This is a genomic window from uncultured Cohaesibacter sp. (assembly GCF_963556055.3).
Classification (GTDB): Bacteria; Pseudomonadota; Alphaproteobacteria; order Rhizobiales; family Cohaesibacteraceae; genus Cohaesibacter.
The window spans coordinates 143010-157846 of the sequence record NZ_CAUVYE020000021.1 but is presented as its reverse complement, the minus strand read 5'-3'; the positions used below and the strand labels follow the sequence as shown (position 1 = coordinate 157846).

Sequence of the window (14837 nt, the reverse complement as noted above, 5' to 3'; positions counted from 1 at the left end):
TCTTGTCTACCTGTCCTGCCCCACAGTTCAAGGTCAAACTTGCTGGAAATTCACTTTTGCTCCCCTTTTGCTCTTTTTGAAAAAGAGTTCGGGGTCTCTGTCGTCAAGTCCGTCCAACTGGCCGCAGGCGCGATAGCCGCGCCCGAGCAGCAGGGAGATCATTGGCCCGTTTGTCAGGTTTGTCGACGTCCACAGATCCCCGTCCAGCAAGCGCTCCACATGCTCAAGCAGGGCAAAGCCAAATCCCATTTTCTGGAATGGCTGAGCGACGATGAGCAGTGAAACAAAGGCCTGACCAAGGAAATAATTGAAATCAACGCAGCAGTCGCCGACCGGTTCTTTGCCTTTGTGCGCCAGATACAGCCCTGTGCGGAACGCGACGGAGCGGATATGGTCGGCTCGACCCGCATGCTCCAGAACATCCATATCAATGCGCAAGGCTGCATTAATGTCCATTTGCGTGAGGGCTTGTCTTATCCTTGTCAATGTGCAGCGAACCCGAGGTGAAATAAGAAACAGCAAAGACCTTGCCAAAGCGGAAGGCGGAACAAATAACCTAGACTTTGGGATGGTTATATCGTGCTTCGAAGATCAATGCATCACAAAAGCAACCCGTTCTGCGTCCTGTGTGATCTTTTCAGGAACATGTCACGCTGCTGTCATTCGGTGTCGATATTTCTCGACGCGAGAATAGGGCCGGATCGGTCTGGTTTTCCCGTTTCGACAATCAGGGTCTGGATCGTCAAGACAGGGATTTTGCAAATGTCACCTTGGGGCTTCTGCCATATATGCCGCCGGTGCATCGCGAATGGACGGTCTGGCGACATGGTGCAAAGGTGAGGTCGATGACACACGCAATCCCTTCCCTCATGACCTCGCAAACCAGAACACGCCAGATCTTGTCTGCGCTTTCCCAGTCGACGCGCCTTGAAGTCTTTCGGCTTCTTTGCCAAGCCGGGGATGAGGGGCTTGGTGCCGGTACCATCGCAAGGCTGCTCGACATCCCGCACAACACCCTGTCGACCCATCTTGCCATCTTGCAACGGGCTGAGCTGATTTGCGCCAAACGGCAGGGCCGCAACATCACCTATATTGGACGCGCTCAAGGCCTTTCCGAACTGATCGCATTTCTGTCCCGCGAATGCGGCTATGCGATGCCGCATCCTGACGAAGCGTTTGGAGTGACTGACGGGGTAACTGGCAGGGTGACTGGCGGGGTGACTGGCAGGACCTCTGGCCGACGGGACGAGGCTGCAAACAACCAGACGGAGGGTCCGAACCGGTAGCGACAGGCGAGCGCAGCGGGTATGCCGGGATACTCGTTTCACACCCTTCGGATAATAGCGCTTCATAACAATTTGACTTATAGCCCCTGCTTTGAGAATCGCGTGAATTGAGTTGAGGAAAAGTTACCCAACTCTGCCAGGGTGCAATATCTGCTGCGATTGATGCAAAGCCAGTTCCAAGTGAGCCACAGGGAAATTCAAATGAAAAACATCCTTTTTCTATGCACCGGTAATTCCTCTCGTTCCATCATGGCCGAAGCGATATTGGGCCGCATCGGAAAAGGGCGTTTCAGGGCCTATTCGGCTGGCAGTCAGGATGTTGGCGAGCCCAACCCCTGGGCAATCCTGCTGCTTGAGAGTTTCGGCTATGATGTGGGCCGCCTGCGCTCCAAGAACTGGAGCGAATTTGCGCGTGAAGGCTGCCCCGAGATGGATCATATCATTACGGTTTGCGACCATAAGGTGGAGGAATCCTGCCCGGTGTGGCCCGGCCATCCTGCAATTGCTCATTGGGGGATTGCCAATCCGGCAGAGGAAGTTGGCGATGACAAGGATATGCAGCTTGCTTTTTTAACCACTTATGCGCAATTGTCTGATCGCATTGGCCGCTTCGTCTCACTCCCGATCGAGACCATGAGCGAGGACGAACTCATGCAGACGATGCGCGAAATAGGCGATTTTTCAGGGACGACGCAAGGCAGGACATAATGGCATTCACCGAAAGGGCTCAATTGCTGGCCGAATTCATGGGCACGGGAACTCTTCTTTGCACCGTTATCGGATCCGGCATCATGACCGACATGCTTTCAAATGGGAATGGCGGTGTAGCCCTTTTCGGAAATACCTTGCCCCCTGCGGCGATCCTGTTTGTTCTGATTACCACGCTTCGCCCCGTTTCCGGGGCTCAATTCAATCCGGCCGTTACATTGACCTTTGTTCTGCTTGGAGAGATAGCAGTGCCCAAGGCGCTGCGATTTGTCCTCGCCCAGATTGCGGGTGGCATTCTGGGCACCATGCTGGCCAATTACATGTTTGAGCTGGATATCTTCCAGATTTCAGGAAATGAGCATTTTGGTCCTGCGCAATGGACCGGCGAACTGGTTGCCACTCTGGGCCTGCTGCTCACGATCCTGACGTGCCAGCGCTTCAAACCCGATGCGATACCGGCCTCGGTGGCGCTTTATGTGACGGCTGCGATCTGGTTCACTTCCTCGACCTGTTTTGCCAATCCGGCCGTTTCCATCGGCCGTATTTTTTCAGACAGCTATGCTGGCATTTGTCCGCGCGATGCCGCCTTGTTTGCGCTGGTGCAACTGGCTACCGTCTTCATTGCGCTGCCGCTTTCGCGTGTCCTGCTCGAAGAAAAATAAAATGCTGGCCAGCTTTTTGGGGCCTTCAGAGACGCAGCCTCTTTCCTGCCATTCAGGGGCCAAGGATCAGGGACCAAGGACCAAGGGCCAACAATGATTGAAATCATAAATTGCCGGGACTATGCGCAAGGCCTTGAAGCGGCAATGCGGTATATTCACGGCAAATGGGGAGCCGAGGGCAATTTCAACAGCTATCTGGATTGTGCTCGTAACGCTTCCCCCCAGACCGGATCCATTCCGCAATTCTTCCTCATGCTCAGGGATGGTGCGATTATCGGCTGCTACGGACTTGTCATCAATGGCATGATTTCCCGCCACGATCTGCATCCCTGGTTCTGCTGTCTCTTTGTTGAACCGGACCACCGGGGCAATCGCTATTGTGTGCAAATGTTCGACCATGCTCGCAACCAGCTGGCAGAGACACCGTTCAGCACGCTGTATCTGGTAACCGAACATGACGCGCTTTATGAGCGCTTCGGCTGGACCCGGATCGAGGATGGCTTCTCGATGAGCGGCGAGCGGATGAGACTCTACAAACTGGCCATTCATGACGCGCCATGAGCGTCCCTTGGTCGCGATAAAGTGAGCGATTGGTGCTTTGCCCAAGTGTCTCTGCCGGGTTATATTAGAGCAATTCCAGCAATTGACCCCGCAAGTGACTCCAGTGGGAAAAGGACCCTTTTCGTGTCAGACATGCAGACCAGACAGGCCAAGCTGCGCCTCAATCATTCTCAGCGGGCTCCCATGATCCGCGAAATGCATGCGCGGCCATTCCTCCGGCTAGGGACTTCCAGCAGGCTTGCCTTCATCGCCCTCAAACCGGAGGCGGATCGCGTCCACACAAGACAACTGGCTCATGAGCAGCTGATTGCCTTTCTGGATCGCTTCGGAGCAGAAAAACCTGATGAAGAGGCGGTTTATCACATCGCGGACCTGGGTGACATGGTGCTGAAGTGGGAAAACCACTCCGAATTTGCCACCTACACCCTTTACTCCTATGCGCCGCGTCCCGAGATACTTGGCAGCAACAGTTTTGCAACGGACCTGCATAATCATTTTGCGGTTGACTGGTTGCAGGCTTTTCCGGGGCGGATCATTTCCTCGGTCTCGGCCCGCATTGAGGATGTGCGCAACAAGAAGATTCTCGAAGCGCAGATGTCCGGCGTTGTCCATAGCTGGTTCGGCTCGACGTCGAGCTTTGCCGCGGCCTATGTCAGCGATGGAGATGCCGCCATTGCCGCTGATTTCGACCTTGACCACAGGGGACAGATTCGTCTGGCAGTTCTTGCCTGTAGCGAAATAGGTCCGGGTCGCCTTGGCCGGATCGTCCAGCGCTTTCTTGAGGTCGAGACCTATCGTGCGATGTCGATGTTGACCCTGCCGGTTGCCCGCACCATTCTTTCCAAGCTTGTCAGCCTTGAGGATCAGCTCAGTCAGACGGTTGCCCAGATCGGAGATGATGCGGAAAGCGACAAGGCCGTGCTTGATCGCTTGCTTGAGATCTCCGCCCAGCTTTCGCTCCTGGCGTCCTACAGCTCTTCTCGCTTCAGCGCGGGGCGGGCCTATGAAGCCCTTGTCATGCAGCGCATTGAATTGCTGCGTGAGGCCCGCATTCTGGATCGTCAGCTATTTTCCGAATTCATGAAGCGGCGTTATCTGCCCAGCATGCGCACCTGCCAGTCAGCTCGCGATCAATTGTATGATCTGCGCGAGCGGGCCGCTCATGCCTCAGAGCTGCTCGGCACGCGGGTTCAGGTGACGACCACCGACCAGAATAGATTGCTTCTGGCCAAGATGGACAGACGTGCGGCCCAGCAGGCCCGCTTGCAGGAAACGGTTGAAGGCATTTCCGTTGTCGCCATCTCCTACTATGCGGTCAGCCTGCTGACCTATCTTCTGGCCCCGGTTGCAAAGCTCGTGCATATCGACAAGGCCTATGTCGCAGCGGCTCTGGTCATTCCGGTCGCCGCTGCCATCTGGATATCCATGCATCGGCTCAAGGAACGCCTGATCCGCAAACCGGATGTCGGCAAGTAACCGCCCGGCCTGACGGGCTCGAAAAAAACGCCGGGCAAAAGACCCGGCGTTCTGACTTGGCTTTGGCCAAACCACTATTCGAAGCAGGCCGAATTCATGCAATTGTTTGAACAGCAATCGGAGTTGGTCATGCAAGGCATGGCGATGCCAGCGCAACCGGCAAGGATGAGGCGACCGTCTTTGTCGCGAACCAATTTGGGTGTGCATTTCACAGCCGAAGAAATGACGGTAGGGGCTTTGGTCGCGATGGGCTTCACTTTTTCGCTGACATTGTTGGCAGCAGAGCTTGCGCCGGCAAATGCGGCAAGAGCGGCAACTGCGACAAAAATACGAAGTGTAGATTTCATGATGGTTCCTCTTTCCGGATGCGCAGGATCGGCGCGTTGGCTTTTTACATGTTTCGGCGGGTTGATTTGTTTGTCCCGGCGGAAATATTCAGAAAGAATAAGAACGAAATGCGAAAGGCTCAATTGCGACGTTTGTACCTAAGGATATTCACGGTGTTTTTCGAACGAGTCTGAAAAGAGGGGAAAAATAGAGAGAGAGCAACGACTTGGCAAATGCCGCAAAAAGGCGATTGCCAGACATGAGGCCATGAAAGGAGAGGACTCTACTGCACACCACCGTGGCTAACCCACCAGTTTGGATGGGAGAAGGCGAGGCGGCGGGCTGCAAATTCGGCATGCTTGACGCTGGCAAAAAGACCGAAACAGGTCGCGCCAGATCCCGACATGCGGGCAAACTGGCAATCTTCATCATCCTCCAGCGCCTGCAAGACCGTTTCGATGATCGGTGCCTGCTCCATGGCGGGAAGCTCCAGATCATTACGCTGCACCTGCAACCAGTCGATGAGCGCGCCAAGAGACAGGAAGGCGGAGGGAACGGGCCCCATGGGATTGTTTGTCTTGTTGCGCAAGGCCTTGAAGATCTTCGGCGTCGAGATGGGAATTCTGGGATTGACCAGCACCATACCGATATCCCTTGGCAGACGGGGGCCCTTTTCCAGTTCATCTCCGATGCCTCGTGCGATAAGGCAACTGCCTTCAAGGCACATCGGAACGTCGGCCCCGAGAGAAATCGCGATGGTGCGGAGTTTGTCGTCATTGATGGTACGCTGCCAAAGGCGCAACAGCCCCAGCAATGTCACGGCCGCATCGGCCGAGCCGCCTCCAATCCCTGCGGATATCGGCAGGTTCTTCTCAAGCGTGAGTTCCGCCTTGGCCTCGCAATCGAGCGTGCGTGCGAGCAACCTGGCGGCGCGTACCATGAGATTGTCCGGCTCCTGATTGAGCCCCTTGGCAAAGGGTCCGGTAACCGACAAATGCAAATGCGAAGCGGGCTTGAAAGTAATCTGATCCGCAGCGCCTCCAAACACGACGAGCGATTCAAGCAAATGATACCCGTCCTCGCGCTGCCCGGTGATATGCAAGGCAAGATTCACCTTGGCCGGTGCGGGAAGTTTCAGAACTGAGGTGTCGGACTGCACGATTGTCATTGCAAATAATCGGGTTTGAGCTGTCTTGTCTGTGTCTCTATTCTAGTCTGATGGTCTCTCTTTCGCCACATGCTCGGGAACAGGCGCAAGCTCCAGGGCGGGCGATCCTCATGATGGATGCAACATCGGGGCCAAGGCGTATGGCCTGATCCATGACCTAAGTTATTCTGACTAGGTTTTGATTAGCATTAAATGATTCTCGGGGTTTTGTCGCCATCCTCCTTCCGGCTTATGGTAACGAATTGCAACCTGAGCGATTGGGGTTTGTGCTGTCGCATGGCTACATTTTACTCAAGAATGTCCATCTGCGTGGCAAATGACCTCGCAGTCCTTTTACACGCAGATCCTGTCGTGTGGTTGAAACCATCCCTCATCAACACCGAAGGGAGGTGTGTCATGTGTTGCCCGTCTCATGACACACGAAAACGAACGCCAGCCATGCCCTCATGAAAGCAAATGCGGGGCTACAGGATCAGCCCATGAAGGCAGGACTTTGCGGGTCATGACCATGACGCGTTCTATTTGCTTTTTTCAAGACCATGTTCGATCTTGTCGTCCACCTGTTCCAGAAGCGTGTCGACCGGATCGAGAGTCTTGACGCGGTTCCACTGGAACACGGCCTCGTTTTTCCGGCCCACGCGCCAATAGGCATCGCCCAGATGGTCGGTGATGGTCGGATCTTCCGGCCGCAATTCCACCGCCCGTTCCAGAAACTTGACCGCTTCCTCATATTGCTTGAGGCGATAATGGGCCCATCCCAGAGAATCCACAAAGAAGCCATCGAACGGACGCAAGGCCACCGCCTGCCGGATCATTTCGATGGCCTTGTCCAGATGGAGCCCCCGGTCAACCCAGCTATAGCCAAGATAGTTGAGCACGGTCGGCTGGTTGGGAAACAGCTTCAGAGCGGATTGCATGTCCTTTTCGGTGTTCGGCCAATCCTTGACCTGATCATAGGCCGAGCCACGCAGGAAATAGAGAGACCAGTGAATGTCCTGCTTGGCAGGCAGGCTGTCGATTGCCTGGCTGAGAATGTCAATCGCGTCACGATAGCGTTCCTCGGACTGATAGACCCGAGACAGGATCTTGACGGTATCGATGTCGGTTGCCTTGCCGTCAAGCAACGCCTTGAGCCGCTCGATGGCCTCGTCTGGATGATCAAGACGGGCCAGCGCCAGCGCTGCATGTCTTTGCGCCTGACGATAGACCGAGCTGTCCGGCTTGATGAGATCATATTTTTCGAGCGCCGTCTCATTCTGTTTCATCCGCTCAGACAATTGACCAAGCGCGAACAGGGTGAGATCGTCATTGGGGCGCAGATAATCGGCAAACTGAAGATAGAGCGCGCCTCCTTCAATCGCCCCTTCCTGGGCGAGGGCATCGCCGAAGGTCGAGAAGAATTCTGCTGCTCCATCCTGCGGTGAGCGGATCGGGGAGGCGATCGGCTTGAGCTCGCTAAAGGCTTTCTTGAGCCAGAGGATATCTTCCTCGTCAGCGGAACCTGCTGAAAATTCCGAGATGACTTCTTCAGCCCGCTGCTTGTTGTCCGCCTTGAGCAGCGTGTTGACCAGCGCCGTGGCTGTCAGCAGCGAAGAGGGATCGGCATCCAGACTCTGTTGCAGCAAGGTTGCCGCCTTCTGATAGTCCCTTGCGTAACAGGCAATCAGGCCCGCATGCAAGGCATAGAAAAACTGGCTGACATCGCTTTCCTCATCCGGTGCCAGAAGGCTGAGCGCATCGTTGAGCTTGTCCCTGTTCTGCCCCACAATGGACCATGCCTTGAGGATCGTCTGGGAAATGACGGCAAAAGGTCCATATTGAGCCGATGCGCTAAGCATCCGGGGATCGCTCAGGCTACGCCGGTGCGGTGGGCGACCGGGCCGCTCAATCGGTTCCTCGATCAGAATCTTGAGGCCATTCTCGAAATTGATCGACGCGCTGCCGTAATTCTTTCCCTTGAAGGCCTTGATGCCCAGCGCCATGTGAACCATCGGTACGACACGATTGCTCACGGCTGCATCATCTTCGTTTTCTTCCTCGCCGTCCTCGGCGGTTGCTTCTTCGCCCGTCTGTTCTTCATGGCCGAGCATCGCCGCCATCCGGTCGGCCAGCGCAAAAGCGGTCGAGTGGTCGCCTATGGCGAGGGTCAGAGCGAAATTTCTCTCAAGCAATAGCGGATTTTCAGGATCCTTTTCCAGCGCCTGCGCATAGAAATGGGCGGCCAGCTCAAGATTGTCTTCATCCTGCGCCAGACGTGCAGAAAGATAAGTGCCCGTCAGGGTCGTCGGACTGTCGGCAAGATCTTCGGCCACAGTCTCTCGCGTTTCAGCTTGGGCCTTGTCAACAAGATGAGAGGTCGGAGTGACAAGCAAGGTGGTTCCAAAGAGGCTGCAAAGCAGGAATTGTCGAAGCATCTTCAGGGAAAATCGAAACTGCATATAGTAAGCCTTGCTGTTAATCAACGTCACATGTCACCGCCCGTTCCCTTGGAGCATCGCGCCCGGTTTCCTGCATCGGGGAACAAGGACCGGCAATGAATAGGGCAACGGATCACTTTCGCCATCTAGACTCCTAGCATGGCTTTTTTAGGGCTTGCGGGCAAGTCCCCAATCAAATCATGTACATGATAAAAGCTTACCAAGTCTCAACGTCATGCAAACGGGCTGAGGGCACGGCTTTCGCGCCCTGTTGCCCATCATGATCAGGCGGGCCAGGAAGCTGATTATCGCAAATGCGGAACGCGGAAAATCGAAGGAGACGCCGCTTAATGGCCCCGTGCGATGCAGAATTCGACGGCATTGATGAGGGCGGACTTGCTGGCCCCGTCCTCGAAAATGTCGAGCGCCTTGATCGCCGCTTCTCCATGTGCACGGGCCTGATTCAGCGTATCCTTGAGGGCATCGCTCTTGTCGATGAGGCCCATGGCAAAGTCTAGGGCTCCGTCGGTCACATCCTTGCGCTCTTCCATCACCCGTTTCCAGAAGGCTTTTTCGTCCGCATTGCCGCGCTCATAGGCCAGAATGACCGGCAGGGTGATTTTGCCTTCGCGGAAATCATCCCCCACATTCTTGCCAAGCTCCGCCGCAGAGCCGCCATAGTCAAGGGCGTCGTCGATCAGTTGAAAGGCATTGCCCAGCTCAAGGCCATAGTTGCGCATGGCGACAATGCTGGCTTCGTCACTTCCGGCCAGGATGGGCCCCACTTCGCAGGCAGAGGCGAACAAGGCTGCGGTCTTGGAGCGGATCACCTGCATATATTGCTCAACACTGGTTTTCATATTCTGGGCGACGGAGAGCTGGAGAACTTCGCCTTCGGCGATGACGCAGGCCGCCGTCGAGAGGACATCAAGCGCCCGGATCGAGCCGACATCCACCATCACCCGGAAAGCCTGACCGAGCAGAAAGTCTCCCACAAGCACGCTGGCCTGATTGCCCCACAGCATCCGCGCTGCCAGTTTGCCGCGACGCATGTCGCTCTCATCGACCACATCATCATGCAGCAAGGTCGCCGTATGCATGAATTCAACTGCCATCGCGAGTTTGATGTGACCATCCTTTGCAGAATCATATCCGCACAGATTGGCCGAAGCGAGTGTCAGCATGGGCCGGAGGCGCTTGCCGCCGGAATCGATCAGATGCTTGGCGACTTCCGGAATCATCTCCACGTCCGACCCGGCCTTTTCCAGGATCAGCTCATTCACGCGGCCCATATCTTGCTTGACCAGCTCAACGAGGGGCTGAATGCTGGCCTGGGATTCTTTTGTCTTTTCCATGGATGGGACAACGCTCACGCGGGTGGCTCCAAATCTGTCATGTCGTGGTCACGAATTCGGGGCGAGAATAGGCGGCGAGCTTCTTGACGACAAGGGGCTTGTGTCGACTTTATCGCTTATTCAAGACTAAATTCGAAGCATTTTGGCGATATGCGGTATATGAAATTTGCATCAGGGCGACATTCGGCGCTCTGGTTGCAACCTTCGTCTAGCGCCACCGTCCTTGGCAAGGCCAAATGGGGCCATCCGGAAAGAACCATTTCCGCCGCAGATCGTGTCGAGGATGGAAAGATCGGGGTAAGGGGAGGCGTGCAGATCTTCTCATTGAGACAAGAAGCGCTTATGGTGCGCTGACCATGCGTGATGACCGGAACAGAACAGCGTTCCGATTTGCCGACAGGAACAGGCCATGAAAGAATTGCTCAAGACCAACAATCCCGTGACCCTTTCCTTCGCGGAAGCCTTGCTGCGCGATGCCGATATTCCGTTTCACTCCCTTGATCACAATATGAGCACGCTTTATGGCAACACGCTCAATCACATTGCGCGGCGGCTTCTGGTGGACGATGCCTATCTGCTACAGGCAAGGCGATTGCTGACAGATGCCGGGCTGCATCAGGATCTGGCTCTCGACAACGAAGACTGACCGGACAGACCATGAAGGACACCATAGACATGACCAACCCGGTCGCCCCGTTGCTGACAGATCTGGCCAGTCTGTCCCGTCGTGATCTGCCCGTCGGGCTCGCCTTGAGTGAGGACGAATTTCTGGGTGGCAAGCTCAACCTGTTGCAGCCTCGAAAAGGTCATCATCGCTCCGGCACAGATGCGGTACTGCTGGCTGCCTGCACACCGGCAAAAGGGGGCGAGCTGGTGGTCGATCTGGGCTCCGGCGTCGGGGCCGCTGGCCTTTGTGTCGCCGCAAGGGTTGCTGGCATATCGCTTCTCGCCGTCGAGATCGACCCTGATGTGGCCGCCATCGCTCATGCAAATATAGAGCGCAGTGCCGCCCATCTTGCTGCTGCTTCTGTCCTTTGCTGCGATGTTTCCTTGCGCGGTGAGCCGCGAAAGGAAGCTGGCCTTGTTGAGAATATGGCCGATCACGTGATTGCCAATCCGCCCTATTACCGTCCTGACAGATTTCAGACCTCGCCCAACGCTCCGCGCGCAACCGCGCACATGCTGACCGATGAGGGCATGGAACCATGGTTCCGTACCGCGGTTTCAATTCTCAAAAAGGGAGGAACCTTCACCCTTGTCCAGCGCGCCGATGAATTGCCAGAGCTGTTGCGGCTGATGGAAGGTCGCTTTGGCGGCATCACTGTGCAGCCCTTTTCCGCGCGGCAAGGGGAAGCGGCTCACCGCGTTGTTGTGCAAGGCAGGAAACAGTCCCGTGCCCCTTTCCGTCTGCTGCCGACGATTGCCTTGCATGATGCTGATAGCGACACTCCCGGAGCAAAAATAGAAGCGGTGCATCGCCATGGGGCTGGCATCGATCTGACCTAGTTTGATAACCGTCAGGCTTCCTCTCTTGGACCGTCATCTTTGTGGCAAGGAAAAGGGATAGGCTGGGTATCACCTTCCTCTGCGATTGAAGCTTGTCATTGGAGAAACGGGCGGAAAGACGAGCGGAGAAACGAACAATGAAAAAGACACCTTCAGGACAGATCCGGCTGCCGGTCGTGATTGCCGGCCTGATTTGCACCCTTGCATTTGCCCCCGCCAGGGCTCTTGATTGCGAGAATGCCAGCACAACCATCGAGATGAGCCAGTGTGAGAAACGCGCCTATGAAGTGGCCGACGCGGAACTGAATGAGGTTTACAAAGCGTTGCGTGCCTCGCTTGACGAAACCGGCAAGAGCCTCCTCAAGGATGCGCAACTGGCCTGGATCAAGTTCCGCGATGCCGAATGTGCCCGTCAGGTGGATTATGCCCGAGGCGGCTCGATTGTGTCTGTCATCTATCCGGGATGTCTTGCGCAAATGACAAGGGCCCGTATTGAGGACTTGCGCATCAATCCCCTGACCACAGACCCCCCATTTTAGAAAAAGCGAGCCAATGGAACCGGCAACCGGGCGCGCAGCCGTGGGGTTAGACAAAGTCTTTTTGCAAAACCAGATTGCGGTAGCGTCCACCATCGATCTCGAAATGGGTTTCACCGATTTCTTCAAAACCCAAATGGAGATAGAAGGCGGCTGCCGGTACATTCTCTGCATTCACGCTCAGGAATGCAGAGCGGTGCCCTGCCTCTTGCATCTCTCTGTAGCTGGCCGAGAGCAACGCCGAGCCGATGCCTTGCCCCTTGTGCCTGTCTCGCACATAGAGCGTGACAATTTCGGCTGCGGGACAACGATCTAGCGGAGGGCTAATCTTGTCGCTCCAATGCAGAAGGCCGCGCAGACCTTCCTGCTTTGCGTCAGGATAATCGACCGTTTCAACCAGCAGATGGGCATCCGGGTCTTGAATAAGGCAGGCGAGATTGGCCTTGCTGTAGGTGGCAAGCGCATAATCGGCAAAGTTGGATGGAATGCCCGGGCGGCAATAGGTATGCAGCCAGACCTCGATGCAAAGGCCCGCAAGAGCGCTCGCGTCTTCCGGACGCGCCTCTCTCACCATTGATGTCAGGTCTGACCCCATGTGTTCCCTGTCAGCCCAACTGGTCGCGAATGATCCGCTCGAAAACCCTCACCGCGATGGGAATGAGCGCATCGGGGAAGTCGAAGTCGGGATTGTGCAACTGCGGATGCCCCTCGCCAGAGCCAAGGACAAACAGGGTGGAGTGGCAATGTTGTCCCAACCGCCCGAAATCCTCTGACCAGCGCATCGGGTCGGAAAGTTCATGGATGGCTATCTGTTCTGCTTTGAGGGCCTTTGCGACGATTTCCGTTGTCACCTGTGCATTGGTGCAGGCATCAAACACGTCATCTTCTTCAAGCTCGAGATAGAGCTTGAAGCGATCGGCCTCCGACTTGGCAAGGGCATGGGCGGATTTGACAAGCTCATCCATCGCCCCATCGGATACCGTGCGCAGGGTCGCCCATAGCTCTCCCGTCGCAGGCGAGACACCAAAGCAGGGCTCGCCCATGGTCATGTGCGTGATGGTGACCAGCTTGTAGTTGTCATCAAGGCCCTGACCTTCATCAAGCCCGTTTGACATCGCTGCCAGCCCTTCGGCAATGGCGATGAGGGCACCGACCGGAGAAATACCGTCCTGCGGCATCGAAGCGTGGGATGTCTTGCCCTCAAGACAAATGCGGATGCCGCGCGAGGCGCAACACATGGCGCCCTGTTTGAGGCCAACCTCTCCCAGCGCCAGACCGGGTAGATTGTGAAGGGCAAAGGCCATGTCCGGAATATGGTCTTGAAAGGCAGGATCGGCTAGAAGGGCGCGGGCCCCCTTGCCGGTTTCCTCCGCCGGCTGGAACAGCAGAATGACCTTGCCTCGTTCCGGCCGTTGCTCCTGAAGGCGCATGGCCAATCCCATGAGGATCGACATATGCCCGTCATGTCCGCACAAATGCGCCTTTGTCGGCACCTCTGAGCGATAGGCGAGATCGGAAATCTCCTCGATGGGAAGACCATCCAGCTCCGAGCGAAAAAGCAGTGACGGACCTTCTTTGCCGGAATCAAAAATCGCGATGACCCCCGTTCCGCCAAGGGCATTGCCATCGGGCTCCAGCCATGGACCGAGCCCCCCGACAATCTCGTCGGCGCCCAATTGCTCCAGTTCAGAGATGATGCGCTGGGCCGTATTCAGCTCTTCGCCTGACAGTTCAGGCTGGCTGTGCAAATCATGCCGCAGGCGGATCAACTGATCCATTTGAAAATTGCTGAGGGCTTTTGTCATGATGTTAAATTTCCGCGACGGGCTGCCTGCATCTGTGCCTTGATGGCCAGTTCCATGACAGTGAAGCTGTGTGCCTGAGGGCAGGCCCGTTCCGTGCGCTCCCTGATATCTTGCGATAAATTATGAAAATAGGTCAGTTTTTCTTTTGAGCAGTCGAAATAGTCATAGTCCTGATTGTTGACGAGGAACAGATGATCGGTTCCCGGACGACCGCAGAAATCGAGATATTTCCGGATTTCGATGGTTCCTTCCGTTCCAAGCAGAAACAGCCTGCCATCGCCCCAGTTGGGCAGGGCATCGGCGGTGAACCAGTCGACCCGGATATAGGCCTGCGCATTGCCGGAGACCAGATTGACCTCGCCGAAATCCTCAAACAGCGGATAATCGGGATGGTTCACGTTGGAAACCGCCGAATGGGCAATCTCGGCATTCTCGACACCGGCAAAATGCAGAAACTGGTCGATCTGGTGCGAGGCGATGTCAATCAGGATGCCGCCATACCGTTTGGGGTCGAAAAACCAGTCCGGACGTGACGGCAGCCGCAGACGATGCGGCCCCATGCCGACCATCTGGATGACCTTGCCAATCCGTCCTTCCTGGACCATTTGCGTGGCGACACCCACCGCAGGCACCTGAAAGCGTTCGGAGAAATTGACCGACCAGATCCGGCCCGTTTCCTTGACGCAAGTCCGGATCGCCGCAAGCTCTTCAAGGCTGACGCAACCGGGCTTGTCGACCATCACATCCTTGCCCCGCTTCATGGCTTCAATGGCAAGAGCCGCACGCTTGTAAGGCGGGGTCGCGATGAGGACAAGGTCGACGGATGGGTCATCAAGCAATCGCTCGCATTCGGCTACGCGCTCGATATCGGGATAGCGTTCCGTATAGGCCTTCATGGTCAGCGGCTCGCCGTCGGTCCAGTATCCGGCACACTCGGCCCCTGCCTCAAGCATGCCCTTGGTCATGCCAAGAATATGCCCGTGGTCTAGCCCTAGGGCTGCAAAACGAAGGGGTGTCATGCTCATGCGAT

General features: G+C 56.0%; 17 protein-coding genes. 9 read left to right on the top strand and 8 right to left on the bottom strand.

All coding sequences use genetic code 11. The features are described 5' to 3' along the window. Window positions 1-33: 33 nt before the first annotated feature. Window positions 34-456 carry a GNAT family N-acetyltransferase gene (locus ACHZB8_RS14980; protein WP_316861494.1) on the bottom strand — a complete coding sequence of 141 codons (423 nt, stop codon included), beginning with the start codon at window positions 454-456 and terminating at the stop codon, window positions 34-36. Window positions 457-845: 389 nt separating this feature from the next. Here ACHZB8_RS14980 and ACHZB8_RS14975 point away from each other — a divergent pair, with 389 nt between their 5' ends. The 5 genes from ACHZB8_RS14975 (at window position 846) to ACHZB8_RS14955 (ending at window position 4693) form a co-directional block, all read left to right on the top strand. Then, the gene (locus tag ACHZB8_RS14975; protein WP_316861491.1) at window positions 846-1286 is read left to right on the top strand and encodes a helix-turn-helix transcriptional regulator; all 441 of its coding nucleotides are present in this window, start codon (window positions 846-848) and stop codon (window positions 1284-1286) included. 201 nt (window positions 1287-1487) lie between these two features. Continuing rightward, on the top strand, window positions 1488-1994 hold the full coding sequence (locus tag ACHZB8_RS14970) for an arsenate reductase ArsC (protein ID WP_316861489.1): 507 nt from the start codon (window positions 1488-1490) through the stop codon (window positions 1992-1994). Then, a complete protein-coding gene (locus ACHZB8_RS14965; protein WP_316861487.1) occupies window positions 1994-2656 on the top strand; it encodes an aquaporin in 663 nt (220 codons plus the stop codon). Before ACHZB8_RS14970 ends, ACHZB8_RS14965 begins: the two co-directional genes overlap by 1 nt. Before the next feature lie 93 nt (window positions 2657-2749). Further along, window positions 2750-3217 (top strand): GNAT family N-acetyltransferase, encoded by a 468-nt coding sequence (locus tag ACHZB8_RS14960; protein WP_316861486.1) that lies wholly within the window; start codon window positions 2750-2752, stop codon window positions 3215-3217. A gap of 132 nt (window positions 3218-3349) precedes the next feature. After that, the gene (locus ACHZB8_RS14955; RefSeq protein WP_316861599.1) at window positions 3350-4693 is read left to right on the top strand and encodes a DUF3422 domain-containing protein; all 1344 of its coding nucleotides are present in this window, start codon (window positions 3350-3352) and stop codon (window positions 4691-4693) included. A 74-nt stretch (window positions 4694-4767) separates the two neighbouring features. Here the strand turns inward: ACHZB8_RS14955 and ACHZB8_RS14950 are convergent, their stop codons facing one another. The 4 genes from ACHZB8_RS14950 to ACHZB8_RS14935 all read right to left on the bottom strand — a co-directional run bounded on the left by ACHZB8_RS14950 (window position 4768) and on the right by ACHZB8_RS14935 (window position 9978). Beyond that, complete coding sequence (locus ACHZB8_RS14950; RefSeq protein ID WP_316861484.1) at window positions 4768-5040, bottom strand: hypothetical protein; 273 nt, start codon at window positions 5038-5040, stop codon at window positions 4768-4770. Between the two features lie 263 nt (window positions 5041-5303). Further along, window positions 5304-6188, bottom strand: coding sequence for a 4-(cytidine 5'-diphospho)-2-C-methyl-D-erythritol kinase (locus ACHZB8_RS14945; protein ID WP_316861483.1), 885 nt, complete (start codon window positions 6186-6188; stop codon window positions 5304-5306). A gap of 518 nt (window positions 6189-6706) precedes the next feature. Continuing rightward, on the bottom strand, window positions 6707-8656 hold the full coding sequence (locus ACHZB8_RS14940) for a tetratricopeptide repeat protein (RefSeq protein ID WP_316861482.1): 1950 nt from the start codon (window positions 8654-8656) through the stop codon (window positions 6707-6709). Between the two features lie 296 nt (window positions 8657-8952). Then, a complete protein-coding gene (locus tag ACHZB8_RS14935) occupies window positions 8953-9978 on the bottom strand; it encodes a polyprenyl synthetase family protein (protein WP_316861480.1) in 1026 nt (341 codons plus the stop codon). A 141-nt stretch (window positions 9979-10119) separates the two neighbouring features. Between ACHZB8_RS14935 and ACHZB8_RS14930 the strand changes: the two genes are divergently transcribed. The 4 genes from ACHZB8_RS14930 (at window position 10120) to ACHZB8_RS14915 (ending at window position 12005) form a co-directional block, all read left to right on the top strand. Further along, on the top strand, window positions 10120-10314 hold the full coding sequence (locus ACHZB8_RS14930) for a hypothetical protein (RefSeq protein WP_316861479.1): 195 nt from the start codon (window positions 10120-10122) through the stop codon (window positions 10312-10314). Window positions 10315-10369: 55 nt separating this feature from the next. Next, window positions 10370-10606, top strand: a complete 237-nt coding sequence (locus ACHZB8_RS14925; RefSeq protein WP_316861477.1) for a DUF2007 domain-containing protein — start codon at window positions 10370-10372, stop codon at window positions 10604-10606. A gap of 11 nt (window positions 10607-10617) precedes the next feature. Beyond that, window positions 10618-11466: a methyltransferase gene (locus ACHZB8_RS14920; RefSeq protein ID WP_316861476.1), complete on the top strand. Its 849-nt coding sequence runs from the start codon at window positions 10618-10620 to the stop codon at window positions 11464-11466. A gap of 137 nt (window positions 11467-11603) precedes the next feature. Next, on the top strand, window positions 11604-12005 hold the full coding sequence (locus ACHZB8_RS14915; protein WP_316861475.1) for a lysozyme inhibitor LprI family protein: 402 nt from the start codon (window positions 11604-11606) through the stop codon (window positions 12003-12005). Window positions 12006-12051: 46 nt separating this feature from the next. Here ACHZB8_RS14915 and ACHZB8_RS14910 read toward each other — a convergent pair whose 3' ends face one another. The 3 genes from ACHZB8_RS14910 to ACHZB8_RS14900 are packed head-to-tail and all read right to left on the bottom strand — an operon-like array spanning window position 12052 to window position 14832. Next, a complete protein-coding gene (locus ACHZB8_RS14910) occupies window positions 12052-12597 on the bottom strand; it encodes an N-acetyltransferase (RefSeq protein WP_316861473.1) in 546 nt (181 codons plus the stop codon). Window positions 12598-12607: 10 nt separating this feature from the next. Then, entirely contained in the window at window positions 12608-13807 is a 1200-nt protein-coding gene (locus ACHZB8_RS14905) for an amidohydrolase (protein WP_316861471.1), read from the bottom strand. After that, complete coding sequence (locus ACHZB8_RS14900; RefSeq protein WP_394706206.1) at window positions 13804-14832, bottom strand: Gfo/Idh/MocA family protein; 1029 nt, start codon at window positions 14830-14832, stop codon at window positions 13804-13806. The genes ACHZB8_RS14905 and ACHZB8_RS14900 overlap by 4 nt, the downstream gene beginning before the upstream one ends. Window positions 14833-14837: the final 5 nt, after the last annotated feature.

What these genes read in the sequence shown, in the direction of transcription:
- ACHZB8_RS14915 (WP_316861475.1), top strand. Translation starts at nt 11,604, where the DNA reads ATGAAAAAGACACCTTCAGGACAGATCCGGCTGCCGGTCGTGATTGCC.
- ACHZB8_RS14975 (WP_316861491.1), top strand. Translation starts at nt 846, where the DNA reads ATGACACACGCAATCCCTTCCCTCATGACCTCGCAAACCAGAACACGC.
- ACHZB8_RS14925 (WP_316861477.1), top strand. Translation starts at nt 10,370, where the DNA reads ATGAAAGAATTGCTCAAGACCAACAATCCCGTGACCCTTTCCTTCGCG.
- ACHZB8_RS14905 (WP_316861471.1), bottom strand. Translation starts at nt 13,807, where the DNA reads ATGACAAAAGCCCTCAGCAATTTTCAAATGGATCAGTTGATCCGCCTG.
- ACHZB8_RS14900 (WP_394706206.1), bottom strand. Translation starts at nt 14,832, where the DNA reads ATGAGCATGACACCCCTTCGTTTTGCAGCCCTAGGGCTAGACCACGGG.
- ACHZB8_RS14920 (WP_316861476.1), top strand. Translation starts at nt 10,618, where the DNA reads ATGAAGGACACCATAGACATGACCAACCCGGTCGCCCCGTTGCTGACA.
- ACHZB8_RS14930 (WP_316861479.1), top strand. Translation starts at nt 10,120, where the DNA reads ATGAAATTTGCATCAGGGCGACATTCGGCGCTCTGGTTGCAACCTTCG.
- ACHZB8_RS14980 (WP_316861494.1), bottom strand. Translation starts at nt 456, where the DNA reads ATGGACATTAATGCAGCCTTGCGCATTGATATGGATGTTCTGGAGCAT.
- ACHZB8_RS14910 (WP_316861473.1), bottom strand. Translation starts at nt 12,597, where the DNA reads ATGGGGTCAGACCTGACATCAATGGTGAGAGAGGCGCGTCCGGAAGAC.
- ACHZB8_RS14960 (WP_316861486.1), top strand. Translation starts at nt 2,750, where the DNA reads ATGATTGAAATCATAAATTGCCGGGACTATGCGCAAGGCCTTGAAGCG.
- ACHZB8_RS14950 (WP_316861484.1), bottom strand. Translation starts at nt 5,040, where the DNA reads ATGAAATCTACACTTCGTATTTTTGTCGCAGTTGCCGCTCTTGCCGCA.
- ACHZB8_RS14955 (WP_316861599.1), top strand. Translation starts at nt 3,350, where the DNA reads ATGCAGACCAGACAGGCCAAGCTGCGCCTCAATCATTCTCAGCGGGCT.
- ACHZB8_RS14945 (WP_316861483.1), bottom strand. Translation starts at nt 6,188, where the DNA reads ATGACAATCGTGCAGTCCGACACCTCAGTTCTGAAACTTCCCGCACCG.
- ACHZB8_RS14965 (WP_316861487.1), top strand. Translation starts at nt 1,994, where the DNA reads ATGGCATTCACCGAAAGGGCTCAATTGCTGGCCGAATTCATGGGCACG.
- ACHZB8_RS14970 (WP_316861489.1), top strand. Translation starts at nt 1,488, where the DNA reads ATGAAAAACATCCTTTTTCTATGCACCGGTAATTCCTCTCGTTCCATC.